Source organism: Deltaproteobacteria bacterium (assembly GCA_020848905.1).
In the GTDB taxonomy this organism is placed as follows: Bacteria; Myxococcota_A; Polyangia.
The window spans coordinates 1-24,868 of the sequence record JADLHG010000001.1 but is presented as its reverse complement, the minus strand read 5'-3'; the positions used below and the strand labels follow the sequence as shown (position 1 = coordinate 24,868).

The 24,868-nt window shown below is 70.3% G+C and carries 22 protein-coding genes; 14 read left to right on the top strand and 8 right to left on the bottom strand.

Annotated features, from left to right (window positions below; genetic code table 11):
• Positions 1-41 precede the first annotated feature (41 nt).
• The 4 genes from pgsW to IT371_00095 form a co-directional block, all read right to left on the bottom strand.
• Positions 42-1,190, bottom strand: a complete 1,149-nt coding sequence (gene pgsW / locus IT371_00110; GenBank protein ID MCC6746024.1) for a poly-gamma-glutamate system protein — start codon at positions 1,188-1,190, stop codon at positions 42-44.
• Positions 1,187-1,642 (bottom strand): poly-gamma-glutamate biosynthesis protein PgsC, encoded by a 456-nt coding sequence (gene pgsC, locus IT371_00105; protein MCC6746023.1) that lies wholly within the window; start codon positions 1,640-1,642, stop codon positions 1,187-1,189. The genes pgsW and pgsC overlap by 4 nt, the downstream gene beginning before the upstream one ends.
• The gene (gene pgsB, locus IT371_00100) at positions 1,642-2,823 is read right to left on the bottom strand and encodes a poly-gamma-glutamate synthase PgsB (GenBank protein ID MCC6746022.1); all 1,182 of its coding nucleotides are present in this window, start codon (positions 2,821-2,823) and stop codon (positions 1,642-1,644) included. The genes pgsC and pgsB overlap by 1 nt, the downstream gene beginning before the upstream one ends.
• A gap of 205 nt (positions 2,824-3,028) precedes the next feature.
• Entirely contained in the window at positions 3,029-3,250 is a 222-nt protein-coding gene (locus IT371_00095; protein ID MCC6746021.1) for a hypothetical protein, read from the bottom strand.
• Positions 3,251-3,576: 326 nt separating this feature from the next.
• Between IT371_00095 and IT371_00090 the strand changes: the two genes are divergently transcribed.
• The 4 genes from IT371_00090 to IT371_00075 all read left to right on the top strand — a co-directional run bounded on the left by IT371_00090 (position 3,577) and on the right by IT371_00075 (position 9,392).
• Positions 3,577-4,722, top strand: a complete 1,146-nt coding sequence (locus IT371_00090) for a pyridoxal-phosphate dependent enzyme (protein ID MCC6746020.1) — start codon at positions 3,577-3,579, stop codon at positions 4,720-4,722.
• Positions 4,722-5,822, top strand: a complete 1,101-nt coding sequence (locus IT371_00085; protein MCC6746019.1) for a DUF1611 domain-containing protein — start codon at positions 4,722-4,724, stop codon at positions 5,820-5,822. The genes IT371_00090 and IT371_00085 overlap by 1 nt, the downstream gene beginning before the upstream one ends.
• Entirely contained in the window at positions 5,819-8,245 is a 2,427-nt protein-coding gene (locus IT371_00080) for a creatininase family protein (protein MCC6746018.1), read from the top strand. Before IT371_00085 ends, IT371_00080 begins: the two co-directional genes overlap by 4 nt.
• Positions 8,246-8,324: 79 nt before the next feature.
• Positions 8,325-9,392: a dipeptide epimerase gene (locus IT371_00075; protein ID MCC6746017.1), complete on the top strand. Its 1,068-nt coding sequence runs from the start codon at positions 8,325-8,327 to the stop codon at positions 9,390-9,392.
• 6 nt (positions 9,393-9,398) lie between these two features.
• On the opposite strand, the gene IT371_00070 is transcribed toward IT371_00075, so the two are convergent.
• A complete protein-coding gene (locus IT371_00070) occupies positions 9,399-10,172 on the bottom strand; it encodes a hypothetical protein (GenBank protein ID MCC6746016.1) in 774 nt (257 codons plus the stop codon).
• 217 nt (positions 10,173-10,389) lie between these two features.
• On the opposite strand from IT371_00070, the gene IT371_00065 reads away from it, so the two are divergent.
• The 6 genes from IT371_00065 to IT371_00040 all read left to right on the top strand — a co-directional run bounded on the left by IT371_00065 (position 10,390) and on the right by IT371_00040 (position 16,535).
• Positions 10,390-11,658 (top strand): dicarboxylate/amino acid:cation symporter, encoded by a 1,269-nt coding sequence (locus tag IT371_00065; GenBank protein MCC6746015.1) that lies wholly within the window; start codon positions 10,390-10,392, stop codon positions 11,656-11,658.
• Between the two features lie 7 nt (positions 11,659-11,665).
• A complete protein-coding gene (locus tag IT371_00060; GenBank protein ID MCC6746014.1) occupies positions 11,666-13,363 on the top strand; it encodes a Na+:solute symporter in 1,698 nt (565 codons plus the stop codon).
• A 115-nt stretch (positions 13,364-13,478) separates the two neighbouring features.
• Positions 13,479-14,003 carry a periplasmic heavy metal sensor gene (locus IT371_00055; GenBank protein ID MCC6746013.1) on the top strand — a complete coding sequence of 175 codons (525 nt, stop codon included), beginning with the start codon at positions 13,479-13,481 and terminating at the stop codon, positions 14,001-14,003.
• Positions 14,004-14,220: 217 nt separating this feature from the next.
• The gene (locus tag IT371_00050; protein ID MCC6746012.1) at positions 14,221-14,451 is read left to right on the top strand and encodes a hypothetical protein; all 231 of its coding nucleotides are present in this window, start codon (positions 14,221-14,223) and stop codon (positions 14,449-14,451) included.
• A gap of 21 nt (positions 14,452-14,472) precedes the next feature.
• Positions 14,473-15,159, top strand: coding sequence for a response regulator transcription factor (locus tag IT371_00045; GenBank protein MCC6746011.1), 687 nt, complete (start codon positions 14,473-14,475; stop codon positions 15,157-15,159).
• Positions 15,156-16,535, top strand: a complete 1,380-nt coding sequence (locus IT371_00040) for a HAMP domain-containing protein (GenBank protein MCC6746010.1) — start codon at positions 15,156-15,158, stop codon at positions 16,533-16,535. Before IT371_00045 ends, IT371_00040 begins: the two co-directional genes overlap by 4 nt.
• A gap of 27 nt (positions 16,536-16,562) precedes the next feature.
• Here IT371_00040 and IT371_00035 read toward each other — a convergent pair whose 3' ends face one another.
• Positions 16,563-17,120 carry a hypothetical protein gene (locus tag IT371_00035; protein ID MCC6746009.1) on the bottom strand — a complete coding sequence of 186 codons (558 nt, stop codon included), beginning with the start codon at positions 17,118-17,120 and terminating at the stop codon, positions 16,563-16,565.
• 155 nt (positions 17,121-17,275) lie between these two features.
• Here IT371_00035 and IT371_00030 point away from each other — a divergent pair, with 155 nt between their 5' ends.
• Complete coding sequence (locus tag IT371_00030; protein MCC6746008.1) at positions 17,276-17,797, top strand: hypothetical protein; 522 nt, start codon at positions 17,276-17,278, stop codon at positions 17,795-17,797.
• An 18-nt stretch (positions 17,798-17,815) separates the two neighbouring features.
• Here IT371_00030 and IT371_00025 read toward each other — a convergent pair whose 3' ends face one another.
• On the bottom strand, positions 17,816-19,447 hold the full coding sequence (locus tag IT371_00025) for a transporter (GenBank protein MCC6746007.1): 1,632 nt from the start codon (positions 19,445-19,447) through the stop codon (positions 17,816-17,818).
• A 189-nt stretch (positions 19,448-19,636) separates the two neighbouring features.
• Between IT371_00025 and IT371_00020 the strand changes: the two genes are divergently transcribed.
• The 3 genes from IT371_00020 (at position 19,637) to IT371_00010 (ending at position 24,423) form a co-directional block, all read left to right on the top strand.
• Positions 19,637-20,542: a hypothetical protein gene (locus tag IT371_00020; GenBank protein MCC6746006.1), complete on the top strand. Its 906-nt coding sequence runs from the start codon at positions 19,637-19,639 to the stop codon at positions 20,540-20,542.
• Between the two features lie 52 nt (positions 20,543-20,594).
• Entirely contained in the window at positions 20,595-23,039 is a 2,445-nt protein-coding gene (locus IT371_00015) for a VCBS repeat-containing protein (protein MCC6746005.1), read from the top strand.
• 118 nt (positions 23,040-23,157) lie between these two features.
• The gene (locus IT371_00010; GenBank protein ID MCC6746004.1) at positions 23,158-24,423 is read left to right on the top strand and encodes a patatin-like phospholipase family protein; all 1,266 of its coding nucleotides are present in this window, start codon (positions 23,158-23,160) and stop codon (positions 24,421-24,423) included.
• Positions 24,424-24,526: 103 nt separating this feature from the next.
• Here IT371_00010 and IT371_00005 read toward each other — a convergent pair whose 3' ends face one another.
• The gene (locus IT371_00005; GenBank protein MCC6746003.1) at positions 24,527-24,754 is read right to left on the bottom strand and encodes a hypothetical protein; all 228 of its coding nucleotides are present in this window, start codon (positions 24,752-24,754) and stop codon (positions 24,527-24,529) included.
• Positions 24,755-24,868: the final 114 nt, after the last annotated feature.

The following is a 24,868-nucleotide window of genomic DNA, read 5'->3' as shown; positions in this document are numbered from 1 at the left end:
GGATGGCCCAGGCCGGCCAGGAGGCACCCAACGGGCGACCGCTACACCATCCTCTGGGGGGGCTGAGCGCTCTCCTTGCCACGGCGCGTGGCCATGAGCAGGCGCACCCCCCAGTCGGAGCGGATGAAGGCGTAGAGCACCACGAGCAGCGCGGCGAGGACGGCCCCGGCGAGCCACTCGTTGTATTCCTGGCGGTAGAAGATCTCGCCCGTACCGACGGTGGGGATGGTGGCGGGCTGGTCGGGGAGGCCGTAGCGCTTGGCCAGCCGCGCGATCTGCACCATGTGGATCACCGGGATGCCGTCGGTGATGAAGCGCGTCATCACCGCATCGAGGCCCGCGGCTCCCGTGGGCGGCGTGCGATTCAGGCCCGGGCGAAACAGCTTCTTTCCGAGCGTGGTGCCGACCGAGGCCGTGCCGCCGCCGATGTTGATGTACGCGCGGATCGGCGTGCCGCCGGCGTGCTCGGTGTAGAGGCGCATCCGCTCCTCGACGCTCTGCTGGTAGTTCGCGGGACGGATCTGGGTCGTGCCGTGGCGCTGGATCGCCTCCTCGAGCGCGGCGCGCCCCTCGCGCGAGAGTCCGAGCCCCCGGTCCTCTACGCCCCCGAGCGAGGCGCCCACGGAGCGGAACGAGAAGACGTGGCGGTCGAAGAGCACCTGCTCCATGTCGAGCCAGGTGAAGCCGGGGATGTTGGCCCCGAACTGCGAGGCCGAGACGCTCGTCACCACCACGGGCTTCAGCTTGAGCGCCTGCGCGGCGGCGTAGACGGCGACGTTCAGGGCGGGAAACGAGCCGGAGGCGCCGACGGCGATGGCCTCTCCCTCCCGCACCCCGGCCTTCTTCAGCATCTGGACGATCACGGCCGCCCAGTTGGGGTTGGCCGACGTCTGCTTCGAGGCCAGAAGTCCGCTGTTGCTCGTGATGGGCGACATGGCGAGCCCGATGAGGCCCGTCTCGGCCGGGTCGAGCTCGCGGTCCACCGGAAGCTGGCGGTGCAGGCGCTCCGTCTTGAGCACCGCTAGCGCCTGCTGCGCGAGGCGCGCCGCGGCGAGCTTCTCCTTCAGGTAGGGCTGCTTGGTGCGCTTCTGCAGCCGCTCCACCGCGGCGATCCCCGCCAGCGAGAGCAGCGCGACGAGCGCGAGCACCGTGCGCGAGACCTTGCTCGGGCGCCAGTAGAGCTTCTTCATCCGCGCAGGTCCGTCCCGACGACGAGGATCAGCACCAGCCGCACCACCACCGAGACGGTGAGCAGGGTGGAGGTCGTCTCGACGACCCCTTGCCGGTCGAGCCAGATGGCGATGAGGCCGGGGATGATGTAGCCGATCACCGAGAGCTCGGGGCCCGGGTCCTCGACGTAGCCGCCGAGGAGCGCGCGCACCCCCATCCCCACGAGGTACCCGACGAGGATCATGAGCGCGGTGCGGCGCCGCCCGTAAAGGATCACCACCGACGAGAGGGCGTAGACCACGGCGAAGGTGGCGAAGCCCGCGCCGAGCGTCAGGAGCACGCTGACCGGGTTCGTCAGGTGCAGCGCGATGTAGCCGGGGACCACCATCCCCCCCGGCGTGACGCCGAAGAACTCGGAGAAGAGCAGGCTCACCGCCAAGCCGATGCCGATGGCCAGAGGAAGGAGCTCGATCATGCGGCGGCCTCGACCACGCTGCGGTTCCTGAAGTGACGGACGAGCGGCAGCCCGAGGCCGCCAATGTTCCCCATCCCTACCACCAGAGCGGAGGAACCCGCCACTTCGACGATGTCCTCGAAGATCTGCTCCACCGTGTGATCGTCGGCAAAGACGAGGCGCGAAACCTCGAGCCCCTCGGTCGCCGCGGCGCGGCCGAAGAGGTAGGTCCCGGAGCCGATGAGCACGACCTGGTCCGCCTGGGGCCAGCCGACGTACGCGCTGCCGAGCTGGAGCGACCGGTCGGGGCGGTCGGCGCGGCAGTTGAAGACGGCGATCCGCGTGGTGACCTCCGGGTAGCGCGCGAGGGCGATGCGCCAGACACGCTCGGTCGACTCGGGGTCGTTGGCGGCGAAGCCGTTCACGAAGTGGATCGTGCGGCCGAAGAACTGGACCTCGTAGTGCGCCATCACCCCCGGGTCGGGCTGCGCGGCCCACATCCCCTCGAGGGCCTGCTCCCGCGGGACGCCGACCGCGGCGCAGACGGCGAGCGCGAGCGCCAGGTTCTCGGCGTGCTCGATGTACGGGAAGCGGGCAAGCTCCTCGGAGGTCACGGACTGGACCTGCTGCTCGGTGAGGGTGACGCAGGCGCTCTTGCGGTCCGCGGCGCAGCGCTGAAAGACGTCGGCCAGGCGGCGTTCCGCGGTGAAGAGCGTCCCCTCGACGGGGATCATGCCGGCGAGGGCCAGCGCCACGCCGAGCTCGTCCGGGCCCATCACGTCGAGGTGATCGGCGCGCGCGTTGGTGATCACCGCGTGGGTGGCCCGGATGAGCTTCCACTCGCTGAGCCACTGCAGGCGCGGGCGGAGGGCCATGCACTCGACCACCAGCGCCTCGCACTCGTTGGCCACCGCCGCCGCCACGATGCGGCGCTGTTCGAGGATGTTCGCCCCCGCAGGGCGGAAGACGGGGTACTCGTGGCCGTCGGGCATGATCATGCGCGGCAGGGTGCCCGTGGTCTTGGCGCAGGTGCGGATTCCCCCCGCGCGCAGCCCGGCCGCGATGAGGCGGGTCACGCTCGACTTCCCGCGCGTGCCGTTGACGTGGATGCGCAGCCGGATGCGGCGGAGGCGCCGCCGGTGCAGCCAGAGCTCGACGACCCCCAGCGCCAGCAGCACGAGGATCGTGAAGCCCACGATCAGCACGAAGCGCTTGGGATCGATCACGCGGGTCGGTATGCCTCGGGTGCGCGAACCAGGACGTCCTATCTACGTGGTGCGACGCGACGCGGTCAAGCGTGACGATGGAGACGCGACCGCGCAAAAAAAAACAGAGGGCGGCCGAAGCCACCCTCTGTGGGCGTCGGCCACGGGCGCCGACGCGATCTCAGACACGAAGAAGCGCTTACTCGGCCGGAGCGTCGCCCTTGGCCTTCTTGCCGCCCTTCTTGGCGCCCTTCTCAGCCTTCTCCTTCTTCGCCTTCTTCTTGCCCTTCTTCTCGCCGCCCTCGGCGCCGCCCTCGTCGTCCATCTTGGCGACGTTGGAGGCAGCCTTCGGGGCCGCGATGGCGGGGGTGATGAGGGCGAGGGCACCGAGGCCGACGAACATCGACAGCAGCTTCTTCATGGTATCTCTCCTTCGTGGCCGGCATCTCGCGCCGGCGTTGGGAACGAAATGCAGGGCGCGTGCCATCCGGAAGCCCCTGGAAATTCGTCGTCGGGGTGCGGGGGGATCTCGGGGCATCTTGCCTCGCGCTGGCCCGGCCGATCGCTTTCGGCTGGCTCTGCGGATCGTTAGCGCCGCCGAGGCGGTCCTTGGTCCTGCGCCGCATTTTGCCCCGCGTGGCGGAAAGGGACGGCCCCCGCGACGAGGTTCTGGACGGACCTTCCGATTCACGCTATGCCATGGGCCCATAGCAGTGCGTCCGACCTATCGGAGCGTGGGAGGCGTCCATGGCTGGTCCTAGCCAGAGGGAGGTCGTGTCGCCTTCGCACGGCGATTCCGCAACGGGTTCGGCCCCGCACCTGCCGTCGCTCCACTCCCCGGTGGAAGAGGCGAGCCCCCAGGCGCCGATCATCGACCCGGACCTCGAGGTCCAGCGGCACGTCGCGGCCGACCGCCGCTATCCGCTCGACGTACGCCTCGAGGCCTTCGAGAACATCCTCGACTCCGAGGTGGGGGACACCTCGTTCACACGCGCGCGAAACCTGGAACGCGACTACGGCCTGCGTCAGCTCTACCTCAAGTTCGAGGGGAACAACCCCACCGGGACGCAGAAGGATCGCATCGCCTTCGCCCAGGCGATGGACGCCATGCGGCGGGGCTACGACGCGATCACCGTCGCCACCTGCGGCAACTACGGGGTGGCGGTGGCGCTCGCCGCCTCCACGGCCGGGCTGCGCTGCATCATCTACATACCGGACTCGTACCACACCCGTCGGGTGGAGGAGATGGTCTCCCACGGCGCGGAGATCGTGCGCGTGCCGGGGGACTACGAGGCCGCGGTACGGCTCTCACGCGAGCGGGCCGAGGCGCAGGAGATCTACGACGCGAACCCCGGCGGGGCGAACACGGCGCTCCAGCTCAAGGCCTACGCCGAGATCGCGGACGAGATCTACGACGAGCTCCGCGACGCTCCCGCAGTGGTGGCCGGCTCGGTCTCGAACGGCACCACGCTCGCGGGGATCCACCGAGGGTTTCTGCGCCTCTATCGCCGCGGCAAGACCTCGCGGATGCCCAAGATGGTGGCCGGCTCGTCGGCGGGGAAGAACCCCATCGTGCGGGCGGTGATGAAGGGCGCGCCGGTCTGCGGCGACCTGCGCCCCGAGAGCATTCGCGACACGGTGGTCAACGAGCCGCTCATCAACTGGCATTCCATCGACGGGGACCTCGCGCTCGCCTCCGTCCGTCAGACGCACGGCTGGGGGTGCGACGTGAGCGACAAGGCCATGACCGCTGCGGCACGGATGCTGCGGGAGAAGGAGGGGCTGAGCGTGCTGCCGGCCTCGACGGCCGGGCTCGTCGCGCTCCTCGACCAGCACAAGAAGGCGCCCCTCGTGGGCGACCGCTACGTAGTGGTGCTCACCGGGAGAAAGTAATGGCGGCGAATCCCCCTCTCGACGGCTGTGCGATCGTCTACTGCGAAGGCGCGTTCGGCACCTTGAACGGCAAGACGGCGCACGGGCTGGTGCGGCGAACCGCGCGCTACCGCGTGCTGTCGGTCGTCGATTCGCGGCACGCGGGCAAGGACGCGGCGGAGTTCCTCGACGGGAAGGCGCGAGGCATACCGGTCTACGGCCGCGTCGAGGAGGCGGTCCTCGCCGCGCGGGCGCAGGACACCCCGGCCACGCACCTCGTGATCGGCCTCGCTCCCGACGGCGGGCGGCTCGATCCCGCCGCGCGCAAGGACGTGCTCGCGGCGATTCGCCTCGGGCTGAACGTGGACGCCGGGCTGCACGACTTCCTCTCCGAGGACCCCGAGCTCACCGCCGCGGCCGCGTCGCGGGACGTGACCCTGCGCGACGTGCGCAAGCCTACGCCGCGGAGCGCGCTGCACTTCTTCAGCGGCAAGATCGAGCAGGTCACGGCGCTCAAGATCGCGGTACTCGGGACCGACTCGGCGGTGGGCAAGCGCACGACCGCCTGGGTGCTCGTGGACGCGCTCAAGGCGGCGGGGTACCCGACGGAGCTCGTGGGAACCGGCCAGACGGCCTGGCTGCAGGGGGCACGCTACGGACTGGTGATGGATTCGGTGGTCAACGACTTCGTCTCGGGCGAGATCGAGCACGCGGTCTGGTCGGCGTGGAATGCGGAGCGCCCCGCGGCGATCGTGATCGAAGGGCAGGGGAGCCTGATGAACCCGGCCTATCCGGGGGGGTTCGAGATCCTCGCCGCCGGCCGCCCCGACGTGGTGGTGCTCCAGCACGCCCCCGCGCGCAAGGAGTACGACGGCTTCCCCGGCTACCCGCTGCACCCCATCGACACGCAGATCCGGGCCCTCGAGCTCATCTCGGGGCGACCCGTGGTCGCGGTGACCGTGAACCACGAGGGCCTGCCGCTCGCGGAGGTCCCCTCGGCCTGCGCGGCGATCGGCAAGCTCACCGGACGTCCGGCCTGCGACGTGCTCCTCCAGGGGGCGGGGCCGCTCGTCGAGGTGCTGCGACCCCACCTCGCGAAGCGCGCGGGGGCGCGCGGATGACCACCCGCGGGTCCTCGCCCCGGCCGGGCGACGGCGGCGCTCCTTCCCCGACGACGAATCCCGAGGTCCCCGAGAGCGGCAAGGATCCGCTGCGACCGCTCACGGTGATCCGCCGGCTCGAGGTCGGCCCCGTCGAGCTCCAGCCCACGCGCCTCGTCTGCCCCTACCGGGTAGTGCAGAAGGAGGGGAGCCATGTCTTCGAGCTCTCGTACGTCTTCGAGGAGGAGGTCTTCACACCGGGCGAGCCGGCCTCGGAGAACCTGGCGGCGATGATGGCCGCGCAGGTCGCGCTCAACTACGGCCTCTTCTGCAAGGAGATCGTCTTCGCCGGGCCGTTCGACGCGGTGGACCGGCAGTTCCTTGAGGAGATGGCGCGCAACACGGCGCGCGAGATCTACGTGAAGAAGTTCCTCGAGCCGAACCCCTTCATCGTCGGGCCGGCGGCGAGTCTGCCGGTGGTGAAGCGCGAGAGCTACCTGCGGGCGGCGCTCTACTTCAAGGACCCGCCGCCCGTGACTGCGGTGCAGGGTTCGGAGGAGGGGGCGCGGCGCTGGGGGGTCGAGTCCTCGCGCCACGCGGTGCTCTCGAGCGGCGGGAAGGACAGCCTGCTCTCCTTCGGGGCGCTGCGCGAGCTCGGCAAGGAGACCCACGCGATCTTCGTCAACGAAGCGGGGCGGCACTGGTTCACGGCGCTCAACGCCTACCGGCACTTCGCGGCCAACGTGCCCGGCACGGCGCGGGTCTGGACCAACGCCGATCGGCTCTTCTCCTGGATGAAGCGGCACCTGGCCTTCGTGCGGCCCGACTTCGCGCGCGTGCGCGCCGACGAGTATCCGGTCCGGCTCTGGACCGTGGCGGTCTTTCTCTTCGGCGCGCTGCCGCTGCTGCGCAAGCGTGGGATCGGGCGCCTGATCATCGGCGACGAGTACGACACCACGGTGCGCACCACGCACCGCGGGATCACGCACTACAACGGTCTGTTCGACCAGAGCCGCTACTTCGACGCGGCGATGAGCCGCTACTTCCACCGCAAGGGTTTCGGGGTCTCGCAGTTTTCGATCCTGCGGCCCCTCTCGGAGATCTTGATCGAGAAGATCCTCGCCGAGCGGTACCCCGACCTGATCAAATTCCAGGTCTCGTGCCACGCCACGCACACGGAAGGGGAGCGGGTCCTGCCCTGCGGGGCCTGCGAGAAGTGCCGGCGCATCGTCGGCATGCTGGTGGCCATGGGGACCGACCCGGCCGTCTGCGGCTACACGCCGAAGCAGGTCGAGCAGTGTCTGCGCGCGCTGGCCGAGGGGGGCGTGCACCAGGAGGCGGAGGGGGCCCAGCACCTGGCGTATCTGCTCGCGCGCAAGGGACTGCTCCCCGAGGCGGCCGTCGGTCGCGCCAAGGCCCGCCCGCGTCCCGAGGTGATGAAGCTGCGCTTCGATCCGGAGCGCTCGCCGCTCGGCGTGATCCCGGCGGACCTCCGGGGCGCGCTCTTTCGCATCTACCTGCAGCACGCCGAGGGGGCAGTGCAGCGCAGCGGCCGGCTGTGGCTCGACTTCGAGCCGCTGAGCGACCCGGCGATCGCGACCCCGCACACCTCGGGGGAGGAACCGCCGGCGCCGCCGCCCGCGACCGAGCCCGCGCCGGGGGGCGGGCGCTACCTGCTGGCCGAGATGACCTGGCCCGAGGCGCAGGCGCGCCTCAAGGAGAGCGACGTAGCGCTGCTCCCCGTCGGCGCCATCGAGCAGCACGGGCCGCACCTGCCGCTCGACACGGACGCCTTCGACGCCGACTACCTCGCGCGGCGGGTGGCCGAGGGGTGCAGCGATCCGAAGCCGCTGGTGCTGCCCGTGATGGCCTACGGCGTGAGCTACCACCACGCCGATTTCGCCGGGACGCTCTCGGTGAGTCCGGAGACGCTCTCGCGGATGGTCTACGAGGTGGGGACCGCGGTCGCGCGCCACGGCGTGACGAAGCTCGTGATCGTCAACGGGCACGGCGGCAACGGGCCGGCGCTTCACTTTGCCGCGCAGATGATCAACCGCGACGCGCGGATCTTCACCTGCGTGGAGTCGGGGGAGACCTCGGACCCGGACATCTACGCGCTCGTCGAGACGCCGAACGACGTTCACGCCGGCGAGATCGAGACCAGCACCACCCTGGCGGTGCGGCCGGAGCTCGTGCACATGGACGAGGCGCGCGAGTTCGTGCCGCGCTTCACGAGCCGCTACCTCGACTTCGCCTCGAAGCGCAGCGTGGGCTGGTACGCCCACACCGCGCAGCTCTCGCCGAGCGGCGTCTTTGGCGACCCCACCAAGGCCACGCGGGAGAAGGGCGACCGCATCTGGGAGCTCATGATCAAGCACCTGGTGCACTTCATCGAGGACATCAAGTTCCTCACGCTCGACGAGATCTACGAACGACGCGTGTAATCGCACCGCCGGAAAACCGTCGCGCACCGTCGGTGAAAAATGACGCCGCGTCCAGGGGGGCGCAGTACACTGCGAGGTGATGCGGGTTACCTGTTTCCAGGCCTGGTCGGTGACGATGCGCCTGGCCGAGCCCTACACCATCGCCTACGACACCTTCGACTCGGCGACCAACGTCTTCGCGCGGCTCGAGACCGATCGCGGCCCGGTGGGCTACGGCTGCGCGGCCCCCGATCTGCACGTGACGGGGGAGACCCCCGAGTCCGTGCTGCGGGCGGCGGACCAGGTGATCGGGCCCGCGATCAAGGGCTCGGACCCGCTGCGCATCGCGATGCTCCTCGAGCGCGTGCGCGGCGCGGTGCCGAACCAGCCGACCGCGCTCGCGCTGCTCGACCTGGCGCTCCACGACCTCCTCGGCAAGGTGGCCGGGCAGCCGCTCTGGAAGCTCCTCGGCGGCTTTCGCGACCGCATCCGGACGAGCGTCACGGTGGGGATCCTGGGCGAGTCTGAAACGGTCGCGCGCGCGCGCGCCTTCGTCGGGCAGGGGTTCAAGTGCCTCAAGCTGAAAGGGGGGCTCGACCCGGTCGCGGACGCGGTACGCGTGGTGAAGGTGCGCGAAGCGGTGGGCCCCGAGATCGAGCTGCGCTTCGACGCCAACCAGGGCTACACCGTGCAGCAGTCGCTCGACTTCTTCCGTCAGACCAAGGCCGCTCGTCTGTCGGTGATCGAGCAGCCGACGCCGCAGGGGCGCCCCGAGCTCCTCGGGCTGGTGACCCGGGACGTGCCGATCCCGGTGATGGCCGACGAGAGTCTCACGGACGTGCGGGACGCCTTTCGCCTGGCGCGCAAGGGGCTCGTGGACATGGTGAACGTGAAGCTCATGAAGGTCGGCGGCCTCACCGACGCGATCCAGATCGACGCCGTGGCGCGCGCGGCCAGCCTCGAGGTGATGGTGGGGTGCATGGACGAGGCGGCGCTGGCCATCGCGGCGGGGCTGCACTTCGCCCTGGCCCGCCCGAACGTCAAGTACGCGGACCTCGACGGCCACCTCGATCTCATCGGCGACCCGTCCGCGAGTGCGGTGGTGCTTCGGCAGGGGACGCTCTTTCCCCAGAACGCGCCGGGGCTCGGGCTCGGGCGCGAGCTGTAGCGGAGACTAGGGTAAGGTTCGCGCCAGGAAGGCGAAGTAGGCCGCGTCGAGCGCGTCGTAGCCGGCCTTGTTCAGGTGCGCGTCGTCGGCGGCCACCGCGTACTCGGCCTTGAGGGCGCCGGCGCTGTCGGTGAGCACGGCGTACTGGTCGAAGACGAAGACCTCCCCGGGGTGTTTGGCCGCGAGGTCGGCGAGGTAGGCGTTCCACTCGAGCTGCTTCTTCTTGATCGTGGCGGACATGCCGGCGGTGGTCCACGGCAGCGCGTTGCCGACGATGAGCTTCAGCTTCGCGTTCGTCACGACCTCCTTGTAGACCGCCTCGGCGATCCGCTTGTAGGGGGTCAGATCGGTGTCGTCCGTGAAGTCCACGAAGCAGTGCTTGTACTGCAGCGCTCGGAGCTTTCGTCCGCCCGCCTTGCCCGGGAAGGCCTTGATCACCGCGGCCACCTGTTCGGGCCACCGCTGCACGTCCGGGTCGTAGGGCTCCCAGATGTTGTGCTGCAGGTAGAAACGACCGCGGCTGTAGCTCCCCTCCGCCTCCCAGTGGGCGAACCACCCCTCGGTGACGCTGCGTCCGAGGAGCGCCAGGTTCGTGCTCGTCGCGGCTCCCCCGTCCGTGCCCGGCACCGTGCCGTCGCTGGCGGGAGACGCGCCGTCCGCGGCGGACGCGCCGCCGTCGGTCTTGCCGCCGCCGTCGGTCTTGCTGCCGCCGCTGGTCGAGCAGGCCGCCCCGAGAAGCAGGACCAGTCCGAAGAACCCCGTCGCTTTCCCGTACCGCATGGCGCCACCTCCCTCGGATAGTCGGACGACGCGCCTCGTCGCGAGCCTTCGCCGGAGCGAGCGTCGGTCCGATCGCGGTGAGTATAGCAGCGGCTCGTCCCCGCGCTGAGACGCGCGCCACACTCGCGCGCCGTACCCGGATCGGGCCCTTCGGCACAGGCGGTGCGGCGGGGCGCATTTGTTGCCCGGGGCGATCGCGCCCCCTTACCCTCGGGCGATGGCCCGCCACACCAAGATCTTGCTGGGGCTGTTCGTGGGAGCCACCCTCGGGGTGATCTGCAACCGGGTCTTTCCGACCGCCCCCTGGCTCGCGGCGGCCCTGAAGTACGTGGCGGACCCGATAGGGACGATCTTTCTGAACCTGCTCATCATGGTGGTCGTTCCGCTGGTCTTCTCGAGCCTCGCGCTCGGGGTGGCCCAGATCGGGGACCTGAAGCAGCTCGGCCGGATGGGGCTGCGCACCTTCCTCTACTTCCTGCTCGTCACCACCTGCGCGGTGGGGATCGGGCTCGGGCTGGTCAACACCCTGCGGCCCGGGGATCAGGTCTCGCCGGCCACCAAGGACCGGCTCCTCGCCGCCTACGGCAAGCAAGCCAAGGAGCTGAAGGGCGCGGCCGAGCAGACCGAGTTCGGCATCAAGACCCTCGTGAACGTGGTGCCGCGAAACCCGGTGGCCGTGATCGCGCGGCCGAACCCGGACATGCTGGCCCTCATCTTCGTCGCGCTGATGGCGGGAGTGGCTCTCACCCTCATCGCCCGCGAGAAGGCCGATCCCGTGCTGCGCCTCCTCGAGGGGGTGAACGAGATGATGGTGGCGATCGTGGGGCTCGCGCTGCGCCTGGCCCCCTACGGCGTCGCCGCGCTCATCTTCAGCGTCACCGCCCGCTTCGGCTGGGACCTCCTCGCGGCCCTCGGGATGTACGTGTTGACGGTCCTGCTGGGCCTCGCGCTGCACCAGTTCGGGGTCTTCTCGATCCTGATCCGGGTCTTCGCCCGCTACAGCCCGGTGCTCTTCTTTCGCAAGGTGCAGACCGTGATGCTCACCGCGTTCTCGACCAGCTCGAGCAACGCGACCCTGCCCACGACCATCGCCGTCTCGCAAGAGAACCTGGGCATCCCGGCCCGCGTCTCGGGCTTCGTGCTGCCCCTCGGCGCCACGATGAACATGAACGGTACGGCGCTCTTCGAGGGGGTCACGGTGGTGTTTCTGGCCCAGGTCTTCGGCGTGCCGCTCGACCTGAAGGCGCAGCTCATCGTGGTGGTGATGAGCGTGATCACGGCCATCGGGGCGGCCGGGGTCCCCTCGGGGTCGATCCCGCTCCTGATCATGGTGCTGCAGCTCGTGGGAGTGCCCGCCGAGGGGATCGCCGTCGTCCTCGGCGTGGACCGCATCCTGGACATGTGTCGGACGGTGCTGAACGTGACGGGTGACATCACCTGCGCGGCCTACGTAGCCCGGACCGAGGGCTACCTCTTGAAGACCTGAGTCGACGATGCACCTCTCGAACCTCGACATCGGGATCGTGATCGGGTACCTGGCCGTCAGCCTGGTCGTGGGGATGATCTTCTCGAAGCGGGCCACCCGCAGCATCGACGACTACTTCGTCGGGGGGCGCTCGATGCCCTGGTGGCTCGCCGGCACCTCGATGATCGCCACGGCGCTCTCGATCGACACGCCGCTCGGTATCACGGGCCTCGTGGCGAAGCACGGCGTCCAGGGGGTCTGGTTCGCCTGGTCCTACATCATCGGCGGGGCGGGGGCCTTCGGCGCGTTCCTCTTCGCCTCGCTCCTCCGGCGGTCGCGCATCATCACCTCGGCCGAGCTGATGGAGCTGCGCTACAGCGGCAAGGAGGCGGCCTTCCTGCGGGCCTTCAAGGGCATCTACTTCGGCATCCTCACCACCTGTATCTCGATGGCCTGGGGGATCAAGAGCGTGCTCGTGGTGAGCCAGGAGGCGCTCGGCTGGAACGCGCTCCCGGCGCTCGCGGTGATCATCGCCATCACGCTCGTCTACACGGCGGCCTCGGGGATCTGGGGCGTGGCGACCACGGACTTCTTCCAGTTCATCATCGCCACCATCGGGGCGCTGGTGCTGGCCTACTACGCGGTGGATTCGGTCGGAGGCCTCTCGGCGATCCCCACGGGTCTCGCCGCGCGCTACGGGGGCGAGGCCGCGGAGCGTCTGCACTTCCTGCCGCGCCCGGGGACGGAGTTCTTCCAGACCTTCCTGGTCTTCATGACCCTCAAGTGGTGGGGGAACCCGTCGGGGGTGGAGACGCAGCGCATCGCCGCGTGCAAGGACGAGAAGCACGCCACCTTCGCGACGATGCTCTTCACGGTGGTGCACTTCGCGATGAACTACTGGCCCATGATCCTGGCCGCGCTGGTCTCGCTGATCGCGTTTCCGACGCTGCCGGCGGACAAGGCCGAGCAGGGCTACGCCATGCTGATGGTGAAGCTGCTGCCGAAGGGGATGCTGGGCGTGATGATCGCGTCGCAGGCGGCGGCCTTCATGTCCACCATCGAGTCGCAGATGAACATGGGCGCCTCGTACATGGTGAACGACCTGTACCGGCGCTTCATCCGCCCGGAGGCGAGCAAGCGGCACTTCGTGCTGGCGGGGCAGGCCTGCACCGTCCTGATGCTCGGCCTCGCGGTGCTGGTGGCCTTCTTCATGAAGTCGGTCCAGTCGGCCTGGTATTACCTGGCCATGCTCACCGCGGGCTACGGCTTCGTGGTCGTGGCCCGCTGGTTCTGGTGGCGCGTGAACGCGTGGGCCGAGATCGCCGGTCTCGTCGGGTCGGGGGTCGGGACCTTCCTCGCGAGCCACGTGCTCCCCTTCCAGAGCTACGGCACGAAGTACCTCTTTGCCGCCGGCCTCTCGATCGCGTCGTGGGTCACGGTGGCGCTGCTCACGCCGCCCACCACTCTCGAACGGCTCGGGGAGTTCTGCCGCGTGGTGCGCCCCTACCCGACGTTCTGGGGCCCGGTGCGGAAGGCCTTCCCGGAGATCGTCTGGAGCACGAGCCTCGGGCGGAACGTCGGGCTCTGGATCGTGGGGAGCGCGTGCGCGTTCTGCGTCTGCTTCGGGCTCGGACACCTGCTGCTCGGCAGCGTCGGTACGGCCTGGACGCTCCTCGGGGCCGCGGGGATCGGCCTGCTCGTGGTGCTCCGCTACTGGCGGCCGTAGTCGCTCCAGAGCGACCGGCCGATTTCGCACCTTCACACTTCTTCACGAACCGCCGGGTCGTTCCGCAACACGCCCCGACTAGCCTGGAACCTGACGGCAACGACAGGAGGCCAGGATGCTGGGATTTCTCATCGGGACAATCAGCTTGGTAGGGCTCGTGAAGGTGCTGCGCGGAGGCTGCGGCCGCGGGCACTGCCACGGGCACGGTCATGGGCACGGACGATGCGGCGGGCACCGGCATCGCTGCCATCATGGCGGCGGCCACGGAGGCTTCGGTCCGAGGCGCTGGCTGAACGGCCTCTTCGACCGGCTGGGCACGAGCGCGGCGCAGGAGAAAGTGATCGTGGAGGCGGCCGAGGAGGTGCGCCGGGCGGCGGAGAAGGTGGGCGCGGAGGTCAGACAGACGCGACCGAACCTGGCGTCCGCGCTGCGGTCCGAAACGCTGGACGCGACCGAGCTCCGGCAGGTCTTCGCGCGGGCCGAGGTGGAGCTGAAGGAGCTCCCCGACGCGCTGGCCGAGGCGGTGGTGAAGATCCACGCGGTGCTGGACGAGAGTCAGCGGCAGCGCCTCGCGCGCTGGCTCGAGTCGGGCGGTCGCTTCGCCTTCTTCGGCGGCGGACCGTACCGGAACTGCGCGTAGGGAAGGCCAGCGATGTCGGCCAGGCTTAGGCGGCCGGCCACAATTAGGTGTGCAGGGATCGTGGTCGACGCGCCCGGATGGCGAGGCGCGACGAGGGCGCATACCCGTCGGTACGCAACCGAGGAGCAACGAAGCCAGCCGGGATGCATCGGCCGCGAGGATGCACAGGTAATTGTGACCGGCCGCCTTACGCACAACCCGATCGAGGAGATGAGCCATGAGACGTGGAATACTGATCGCACTTCTGAGTCTGGGCACGGTGGGCGGCTTCACGGCGGGGGCGCTGAGCTTCACGCACTGCCGGCACCACCGGCGGGAGGCGTTCGAGCGGCACGTGGCCAGGGTCTGCGTGGAGGCGGCGCGAAACGCCGGCCCGCCGGCCGCGACGGGAAGCTCCCCCGAGGCGAGCTCGTCCAGGGCGTCGCCGACCGTGACGCCCGCAAGATAGCTGTTTAGAATCGAGTCCAGCATGGCCTTGCGGGTGCTTCTCATCGACGACGATCGGCGGCTCTACGAGCTCCTCGCCGACTACCTCGGACAGAACGGGGTGGAGCTCTCGCACGCGCCGGACGGCGCGACGGGGCTTCGAACGCTCGAGGGGGGCGCCTTCGAGGCCGTGCTGCTCGACGTGATGATGCCGGGCATCGACGGGCTCGAGGTCTGCCGGCGGATCCGGACGAAGAGCCAGGTGCCGGTGCTGATGCTCACTGCCAAGGGGGACGAGACGGACCGGGTGGTGGGGCTCGAGCTCGGGGCCGACGATTACCTGCCCAAGCCCTTCAGCCCGCGGGAGCTGCTGGCCCGCATGCGCGCCGTCCTGCGGCGGGCGAGTCCCCAGGCGGTGGCGGAGCGGCTCCAGGTCGCGGCGCTGGCCATCGACGTCGGCACCCGCGAGGTGACGGTCGCGGGGACGCCGGTGAGCCTGACGGGCCTCGAGTTCGATCTCTTGCTGGCGCTCGCGCGACGGGCGGGGCGGGTCGTGCCGCGGGAGGCGCTGCTCGGCGCTGCGGGGCGCGAGGACGTGGTGGTGAGCGAGCGGGCCGTGGACGTGCACATCTCGCACCTGCGGCAGAAGCTGGGTGACGACCCGAGGGCGCCGCGGCTGATCAAGACGGTGCGCGGCGTGGGCTACGTGCTCTCGAAGGAGCCCGCGTGAGGCGCTGCGGCTGCGGCCACTCCGGCAACTCCGGCCACTCCGGACACTCTCACGGTCGGCATGGGTGCAGGCACGGTCGGGGTGGGGCGGGCGTCCATGCCGGGTGCGGCGCTCACGCTCCGCGCGCTCGCCTGCGCCGGCGCATCTTCGCCTGGTTCGGGCTCTCGATCCTGGTCACGGGTCTCACCGCCGGGCTGCTGGTCCACGCGCTGCAACCCGGTCGGAGCTTCGGCTGGCACGAGGAGGTGCGGCGCGTGGAGGCGTTCCTCGGCGGCGAATTCGCTCGTCGCTGGGAGGAGCCGGCTGCGCGCGATGCCCTGGCGGCCTCGCTCGCCGACCACCTGGCGCTGGCCGTGCGCCTCGAGGACGCGGGGGGGCGCACGCTTCTCACGCGCGGGGGTGCGTGCGAGGGAGCGCGCTGGAAGCTCGCGCTCCGCGACGGCGCGCGGGAGCTCGGGCGCGTGGAGGTCTGTGCCGGGGCGGCGCGACGACGAGGCTTCTGGCGCATGGGGGTGGCCTTCGTCGCGGCCGGGCTCGTCCTGTGGGGGGCCGCGGGGCTCATCGCGCGACGGCTGACCCGCTCGCTCTCGCGCGTGGCGCAGGTGGCGGAGGAGATCGGGGCCGGCCGGCTGTCGAGCCGCGTGGAGCTCCACTGCCGCGAGCCCGACGAGGTGGGGCAGCTCGCGACGACGATCAACGAGATGGCGGCGCGCATCGAGGCCCAGCTCCGCGAGCAGCGGGAGCTTTTGGCGGCGGTCTCGCACGAGCTGCGCACGCCGCTCGCACGCCTGCGCGTGCTGGCCGAGCTCCTGCGCGAGGGGGCGGCGACGCCCGAGCGCCTCGAGCAGCTCGACCGCGAGGTGACCGAGATGGACGCGCTTGTCGGGGAGCTGCTGGCCAGCGCGCGGGTGGACTTTCAGGCGCTGAGCGCGCGCGAGGTGCTGGCCGCCGAGGTGGCCCGCGACGCGCTCGAGCGGGCCAGCCAGCCGGCCGACCGTCTCGAGGTCGCGGAGACGGGGCTGCGGCTTCAGGCCGACCCGACGCTCCTCGCCCGGGCGCTCGCGAACCTGATCGAGAACGCCGAGCGGCACGGGGGCGGCCTCGCGCGGCTCCGGGTGCGCCTCGACGGCCAGGGGGTCTGCTTCGAGGCCGAGGACCAGGGGCCGGGGCTCCCGCCCGGGGAGGAGCAGCGCCTCTTCGAGCCCTTCTATCGACGGCCGTCGCGCGCGGCCGACGGCGGGTCGCTCGGCCTCGGGCTGGCTCTCGTGGCCCGTATCGCCCAGGCGCACGGCGGTCGGGCCTTCGCGCGGAACCTGGAAGGGGGCGGCGCGGTCGTGGGCTTCGTCCTGCCGGGGAGCGGGGCGGAGCGGGCATAGGGGCGGTGCTCAAGAGAGGCGAGAGCCTCACCTGCCCTTCGCGCGCTCGCGACACTCCACGTCACCCGCCCCGAGATGATCGAACCCCTCGATCATGAGGCAGGTGGCGCGCCGGCTGCACGCCTGGATGTGGACCCCCGAGACGTGCGCGGGCAGCGGTTGCTTCCTGGGGAGGCCGAAGGCCCTGCGCACCTCTTCCTCGCTGAGCCGTTTGCTCAGCGTGACGGAGACCGCCTGGAGGCTGCCGTGTTCCCAGGCCAGGCGGATCTCGGTGGCGAGAGGATGTACCTCGTGGGCCTTCCCGCGCGGAAATGCGGGGCCTTCGTAGTAGGCCGCGGTGTTCCTGCAAGGGTCGCCGCGGTTGACGTAGCCCTTGAGCGAGCAGTTGAAACGCCGGTCTCTCGCGCGGAAGACCCGTTCGAGAAAACAGCCGAACTCCGTCGACGACGCTCGTGGCCAGGTCAGGAGATCCTGGCTGGAGAGCCGCGGCCCGGCAGCCTTCTTGCCCCGCGCCTCGCTCGCGACGCCGCCGGCCACCACGAGCAGGAGGGGCCACCCCCGGAGAATCGTCGTCCGCGTCCGCATGTATACCGTTGGATTATCGCACACGTCGGATCAACGTACGTCGAGGCGCGTGGAGCCCTCCCTGCCGCGGGGCGCTGACGCGTTCGCCGTGGGGCAGTGGTCCACTCGGGGCTTTGGCCGCATACCTTCCTTCGCGACGTGGCCGGAGGAGGCGCATGCGAGGCTGGATCGGAAGCGCGGTCATGGTTGTTTTGGCGGCGACGGGGTGCGGCAGCGGGGGCGGGTCGACGGCGGGGGACCTCGGACCGCAGCCGGACGTGGGGCCGGGGCAGGTTCCGGTGGGGGGCAGTCGACTCTTCGGCTGGCTCAAGGCCGGTGGCTACAAGGCCTTCGCCCCGGAGAGCGCGGTGCACCTCTCCATCGGCCCGCACGGGAGCGTGCGCGTGTACCTGAATCCGACGCTCGAGGGGTCGCTGAAGGCCTCGCGCGAGACGCACCCGGTGAACTCGGCGGCGGTCAAGGAGATCTACGAGAGCGACAAGACGACGCTGAAAGGGTGGGCCGTCTCGGTGAAGTTCCAGGCCGACAGCGCGGACGGGAATGGCTGGTACTGGTACGAGGTCTTGAGCGTCACCGACGGGCAGAGCCCCGTGGCCGACGGGCGCGGGCTCTCCGGCTGCGCGAATTGCCACGGCTCCGGCAAGGACTACCTGATCACGCGCTATCCGCTGCAGTGACGGCGCGGCGCCGGCGCGTCAGGCGGCCCGCTGGGTCAGCGCGAAGAGCAGCACCTGCGCGGCGAGGATCTTGACCACCATCGCCGCCGGGACCGCCACCGCGTAGCCGAGCTGCGGGAGGTCGTTCCCCGTGCGCTCGCCGGCGAAGGCCAGCACGGCCGGCTGGGTTTGAAAGCCCGCGAGCAGGCCGATGAGGACGCTGTACGGGATCTCGAGCACCCGATAGCCGAGGAGGAGCAGGCAGAGCGAGCCGAAGGCGGTGAGGCCTGTCCCCGTGAGAAAGATCCACAGCCCCTCGCGCGTGGACATCTGCGCGGCGAAGCGGTGCCCCGAGCGGACCCCCACGCCGGCCAAGAAGACGACGAGGCCCACCTGCCGCAGCGTCAGGTTCGCGCTGTAGGGCATCTGCCAGACCAGCGGCCCCGTGCGGCCGAGCGCGCCGAGCGTCAGCGCCACGAGCAGCGTCCCTCCGGCGGCGCCGAGCTGCAGGCGCCCGCCTCCAGGGAGCGGGATGGCGATCATCCCGACGAGCAGGCCGAGCGCGATCCCGAGGCCGAAGGTCACCACGTCGATCTCGGAGAGCTGTCGGTAGGAGTCGCCGAAGAAGCGGCTGACCTCCTTCATGCGCGTGCGTTCGCAGACCACGCGCACGCGATCGCCCAGCTCGAGCGGGGTGTCGCCGCGAGGCAGCACGTCACGGTCGCCGCGGCGAATGCGCGTGACGATCGCGCCGAAGCGTTCCTTGAGGCAGAGGCTCGCCAGCGGGCGCCCGACGACGTCGGGGCTCGAGACGAAGATGCGTCGGAAGTCGAGGGGGCTGTGCTCGAGCTCGAGGGCCTCGGCGCAGGGCTCGCCGAGGACGCGCGCCACGTCGGCGACCTCGGTGGGGTGGCCGACGCACGAGACGAGGTCCCCCACCTCGAAGCGCGTGTCTCCGGTGACGATCTCCCGGTGTCCCTCGTGCTTGAGGCGCGCGAAGCGCACGTTCCAGCCGCTCCCCTGGGCCAGCTCCTTGACCGTGCCGACGAGGGGCAGCGTGACGCGCACCGTCTGGCTCACGAGCTCGTCCTTGTCCTGATGCAGAGCGCGCGCCTCGGCGGCGTAGTCGACGCGAAAGAGGCGCTGCACGAGGTAGATGGCGAGCATCACGCCGACCACTCCCATGGGGTACGCGATGGCGTAGCCCACCACGGGGTCTCCGAGGGGCTCCGCCGCGCCGGCCGGGTAGCCGCGCAGGACCTCCAGCACCGAGGCGAGCGCGGGGGTGCTGGTGAAGGCCCCCGAGAAGATCCCCACGGCCACGCCGGGGGAGAGGTGTTCGAGCCGCGCCAGGCCGAAGGCGAGCAGCGCGCACACGCAGAGCACGAGGACCACCAGCCCGGACTGCTTCAGCCCATCGCGGTGCAGGGAGGCCACGAAATGCGGGCCGCTCGAGAGTCCGACGCCATAGATGAAGAGCACGAGCCCGAGCTCGTAGACGAGCGGCTCGAGCTTGATCGCCGGGCTCGTGGCGCTCACGGCCAGCCCGGCGAAGAGCACCCCCGCGATGCCGAGACGAAAGCCGCCGAGGCGCACCTGCCCGAGGAGGAAGCCGAGGGCTGCGATGACGAAGACGAGCAGAAGCTGGTTCTCGATCAGGTGACGCAGCATCTCCCCCTCCCGTCCGTACCGAGGGTCCGAGCGTAGATCACCTCGCGCGTCTGGCAAAGGCGCACGCGTCGACGGTGGGCGCGGAGAGGGTTGCCCGTTTGGCGTGGCGGGGCGATCATGACCTGGCAGGCGAAGCGAGGCATGAGTCGTAGCGCAACAGCAAGTCCTCGAACGGGACGGACGCGTCGGGTGACCGCGCGGTGCGCGGTGGGATGCGTGGCCCTGGCCCTGGCCGCGGGGTGTGGCCCCGGCGCCTCCGACCTGCCGCGCACCGGTGGTGGCGACGAGTCGCTCGCGCGAACCCCCTTCGCGAGCTGCGGCGGCGCCAAGCCGGCCGTGCCGACCTTCGGGAGCGGGATCGACGCTGCCGGAACCTACGTCGGCCAGGCGAGCTGCGATCCGACGGCCAAGCCGGGGGTCACGGCCTTTAAGGAGCTCATCCTGGCCACCTACCGCTGCACCAAGGACCTCGGGATCATCCGCGAGTGCTCGGTGGGCGGGCCGAGCGAGCACAAGGAAGGACGCGCGTGGGACTGGGGCGTGGACACCGCGAATCCGGCGGTGAACGAGCTGCTCGACTGGCTGATCGCCGCCGACGCGCAGGGGAACCCGCACGCCATGGTTCGGCGGTTCGGCATCATGTACATGATCTGGAATCGCCGCATCTGGATGGCCTACGCCTCCTCCAAGGGCTGGCAGCCCTACACTGGCGCGAACCCGCACACCGACCACGTGCACTTCAGCTTCACCTGGGAGGGAGCCCGCAAGCAGACTTCGGGCTACACGCTGGCGGGCGCTACCGACGGCGGCGGAGGCGCGGCCGATGCGGGAGGGCCCGCGGCTGACGGCGCGACCTCGAAGCTCGACGCGGCGTCGGGGAACATCGACTTCGGCATGCCCTTCGGCGACCCGCTCCCCACCGAGGCGGACGGGGGCAAGCCGGGGCTGCAGCCGCGTGCGGGTCGGCCCGTGCTGCTCGGGAACTGCGCGCTCGCCTCGGAGGTCGCCCCCGGGCTGCGGGATCTCTGGCCGCTCGCCGTTCTGGCGGGCCTCTGGCGGCGAAGGAGGCGCGCGGGGAGGGGACGCCTAGGCTGAGAGCGATCGCGTGGTAGACTCCGCCCCTTCACACCAAGAAAGGGGTACCACGATGAACCGGCGAGTCCTCATCAGTCTCGGGTTGTGTCACGTGCTCCTGGCCTGCAACGACGACGGGAGCGTCACGAAGGCCTGTACCTCGAACGAGCAGTGTCAGACCGATCAGGTCTGCAACATCCCCCTCGGACGCTGCGAGACCAAGACCGACACGGGCTGTCCGACGGTCACCTGCGGCCCTTCGAAGACCTGCTGCAAGAGCGGCGAAGCCTGCCGCTTCGACCAGTGCATTCCCACCCCGACCGCGTGCGAGGCCGACAAGAACTGCCAGAACGATACCTACTGCGAGAACAAGGAGTGCATTCCCTGGGGGCTCGGGCCGAAGGGTAACTTCAACGCGAGCTGCCAGGTCACCGTCCCCCTCGGCGTCTTCTCGCCGGCGCTGCAGTGCGCGTGGAGCGGGCCCGAGGCGACCGACCCCTACCCCGGTCACAAGAACGTCTACGTCACTCCGACGGTGGTGGACTTCGACCTCGACGGGGACCCGAAGGTCCGCAAGCCGTCGATCGTGATCGTCACCGACGCGGGCGAAGGTGGGGGGAGCGAGACCTCGGACTGCGTGGGCGACACCTATTACGGGGTGATTCGCGTCCTCGACGGGGAGAGCTGCACGCAGCAGCACGTCGTCGAGGGGGTGAAGGTCAGACCGTCGGTCACGCCCGCGCTCGCGGACCTCAACCTGGACGGGCGTCCGGAGATCGTGGCCGGCCGCTGCGGCGGGGGCCTCGTGGCGCTCACCTACAACCCGCAGGCGAAGAAGTTCGAGCTGCTCTGGACCTCGAAGCCGAACAACCTCGGGGCGACCGGTTACGGGATCACGGGGCCGTCGATCCACGACCTCGACGACGACGGGAAGCCCGAGATCCTGTTCTGGGGCACGGTCTGGAGCAACACCGGCGAGCTGCTCGACGGCGCGCTCGGGCAGCTGCCGTACTCGTACGGCCTCTTCCCCGTGGCCGCGGACCTCGACGGGGATAAGCAGATCGAGCTGACCAACGGCGCCCAGGTGTGGAAGTGGCTCGGAGGGAAGTGGACGCAACCCACCGCGGCCAACCAGCCCGCCGGACACGTGGCGGTGGCGGACTTCGGCACCTTCGGCACGGACCCGACGAAGGACGACCGCTCGAAGCTGGATGGCATCGCCGAGATCGCAGTGGTCTCGAGCGGCAGCGTGAGGGTGCAGACGATCGACGGGCGGGTCATCTTCGGGCCGGTTGCCTTCACGGGCGGGGGGACGGGGGGGCCGCCCACGATCGGGGACTTCGACAAGGACGGCCGGGTGGAGGTGGCCGTGGCGGCCTACTCGACCTTCAGCGTCTTCGACCCCGACTGCGTGGGGACGCCCGACGAGAAGACCTGCGCGAGCAAGACGACCACGGGGATCCTCTGGGCGCAGCCCTGCGAGGACTACTCGTCGAACATGACCGGCTCTTCGCTCTTCGATTTCGACGGGGACGGCACCGACGAGACGGTCTACGCCGACGAGTGCTTCACGCGCGTCTACGCCGGGAAGACCGGCGAGGTGCTCTTCTCGCAGTATCACTCGTCGTGCACCTGGATGGAGAACCCGGTCGTCGCTGACGTGGACGGCGACTTCAAGGCCGAGATCGTCGTGCCCAACAACACGAACTGCGGCATCGGGTGCGCGACGAATCCGGTGCATCCCAAGCACCCGACGAGCGGCCTGGCGATGGACCCCATCTACAAGGGGCTGCGCTGCATGGGGAACGCCGAGTGCCCCGGCGGCACCTGCGACCAGGGCTTCTGCCGCTGCACCAAGGACGAGGACTGCGCGAACGAGAGCCTCGTCTGCGGGCCGCCCGTCGAGGGAACGCCGGGGAGCGGAAACGTCTGCCGCTCGGCCTTCAAGAAGGCCTTCTCGGGGATCCAGGTCTTCAAGGAGAAGCTCGATCGGTGGGTGAGCGCCCCGATGATCTGGAACCAGCACGCCTACTCGGTGACGCACGTGAACGAGAACGGCACGATTCCGAAGACGTCGGACTGGAAGCAAAACTGGAAGCAGCCGGGCCTGAACAACTTCCGTCAGAACGCGAAGGGGGGGCTGAGCCGGAACGCCGGTTCGGACCTGACGGTGAAGGCTGTCACGCCCCCCACCTGCGACGGGGGCACGCTGACGATCACGGCGCAGCTCTGCAACCGCGGAGCGCAGGGCGCGGCCGCCGGCACCTCGGTCACCTTCTACGCCGAGGCCGCTGCGCCGGGAAAGGCGCTCTGCACGGCCAAGAACGCGAAGCCGCTCGACCCGGGGAGCTGCGAGACGGTCACCTGCACCGCCTCGAGCGTGCCGCAGGGGAGCGCGTTCAACGTGGTGATCGCGGCCGACGACCCGGGGACGGGGGTGAGCGGTCGCGTCGAGTGCGAAGAGGGGAACAACGGCTCGCTCTTCAAGGGCGTCTCCTGCGCCGCGCCCCAGCAGTGACCGCGGGGCCCGGCTGCATGGGGAGCTGACCGCGCTCGGCGCTCGAGGTCCCGAGGTCCCGAGGTGGCGAGGCCCCGTAAGTTGTCCCCCTCTCGGGGCGTGGGCTACGATCTGACGGATGAGCACTTCGAGCGGGCACGGGCGCGACGGGCGACCTCGAGTGGGCCTGGTCCTCGCCGGGGGCGCGGCCCGCGGCGCGTACGAGGTGGGGGTCGTCCAGTACATCCTGGAGTCGGTCGCGAAGGAGCTCGGCCGCGAAGTGCCGCTCGACGTGCTGTGCGGCACCTCCGTCGGGGCGATCAACGCGTGCGCGCTCGCGGCCTACGCGCAAGAACCGGGGCGGGTGCGGGCCGCGCGGCTCGTCAAATACTGGACCGAGATCCGCATCCCCGACGTGGTGCGGATCGACCTGCGGGAGGTGCTGGCGCTCGTCCGCGGGCTCGTGGGGCGGTTGCGCGGGCCGGTGAACGAGGCGGGGCGCCGAGGCGGCATCTTCGACCCGGCGGGGCTCGAGCGGATCATCTACAACGCGATCCGCTTCGAGGACATCGACCGCAACCTGGATGCCGGCCACCTGCACGGCCTGAGTGTGTCCACGACGCACGTCGCGACCGGCCGCACGGTGGTCTTTCTCCAGCGGCGGGATGGCGCGGTGCCCGCCTGGAGCCAGGACCAGACGATCGTGCCGCGCGCCGCACGGATCCGCGCCACCCACGCGCTGGCCTCGGCGGCGATCCCGATGCTCTTTCCGCCGGTGAAGATCGCCGGCGAGTACTACGTCGACGGGGGGCTCCGGCAGAACGTGCCGCTGTCGCCAGCGCGGCGACTCGGCGCCGACCGGCTGGTCGTGGTCAACCCACGCTACCTCTCACCCTCGGGGCTCCTGGCTCCCGACGCCGCGGCTCCCATCGCGGGGGTCCCGGGACCGCTCTTTCTCCTCGGCAAGGCGCTCAACGCGCTCCTCCTCGACCGCCTGGACAACGACATCGACCGGCTGGCCCGTATCAACGCCATCCTGGAGGCGGGGAGTCGGCGCTTCGGCGCCGCGTTCATGGGGGCGATCAACGAGGAGCTGGGGCACGCGCCGGGGAGGGGACTCCGGTCCCTGGAGGTGGTGCTCGTCCGCTCGTCCGAGGACATCGGCAAGCTGGCCGGGGACTTCGTTCGTTCGCCGCACTTCCGGCAGCGGGCGCCCGGGATGCTCGGGCGCGTGATGCGGCGCCTCGCCGAGGATGCCGCGACCGACGAGGCCGACCTGCTCTCGTACATGCTCTTCGATGGGGAGTTCGCCGGACAGCTCGTGGAGATCGGGCGTTCGGACGCGCGCGCTCGGCACGACGAGCTCTGTGCGTTCTTCGAGGGGGCCGTGCGAGGGCAGGAATGAGGGCTCCGCGCCGAATGACCTGCGTGGTGGCGGCCGGCGGCTGAACGGACGTTTGCGCGGTCGGCGGCTGAACCGACACCTGCGCGGCCCCGATGACCCCGCTTCAGGCGCCCGGTACCGTGCTCGTGGGAATCAAGCCCCGCAGCTTCCACCCGGTCTTGAGGAGCCAGGTTCGCGGTTCCAACACGGGTGGGTCTCCGTCGGGGGGCACCGGGCTGAGGTCCTTCCAGCCGTCGAAGTAGCGCGCCGAGCTGCACGCGTCCAGGTCCCGCCGCGGCACCCACTTACCGCGCGCGACGCTGTGTCTTCGTCCGTTCTGAAGCACAAACACGTCACAATGCGCGTCGTACCGAGGTGCGGGTCGTCCACTATCGGTGGCATCCGCTGCACGGCCGCGAGGTTCTGGTCTGCGTCGACGAGCGCTTCCCCGGTGCGCTTCGCTGCT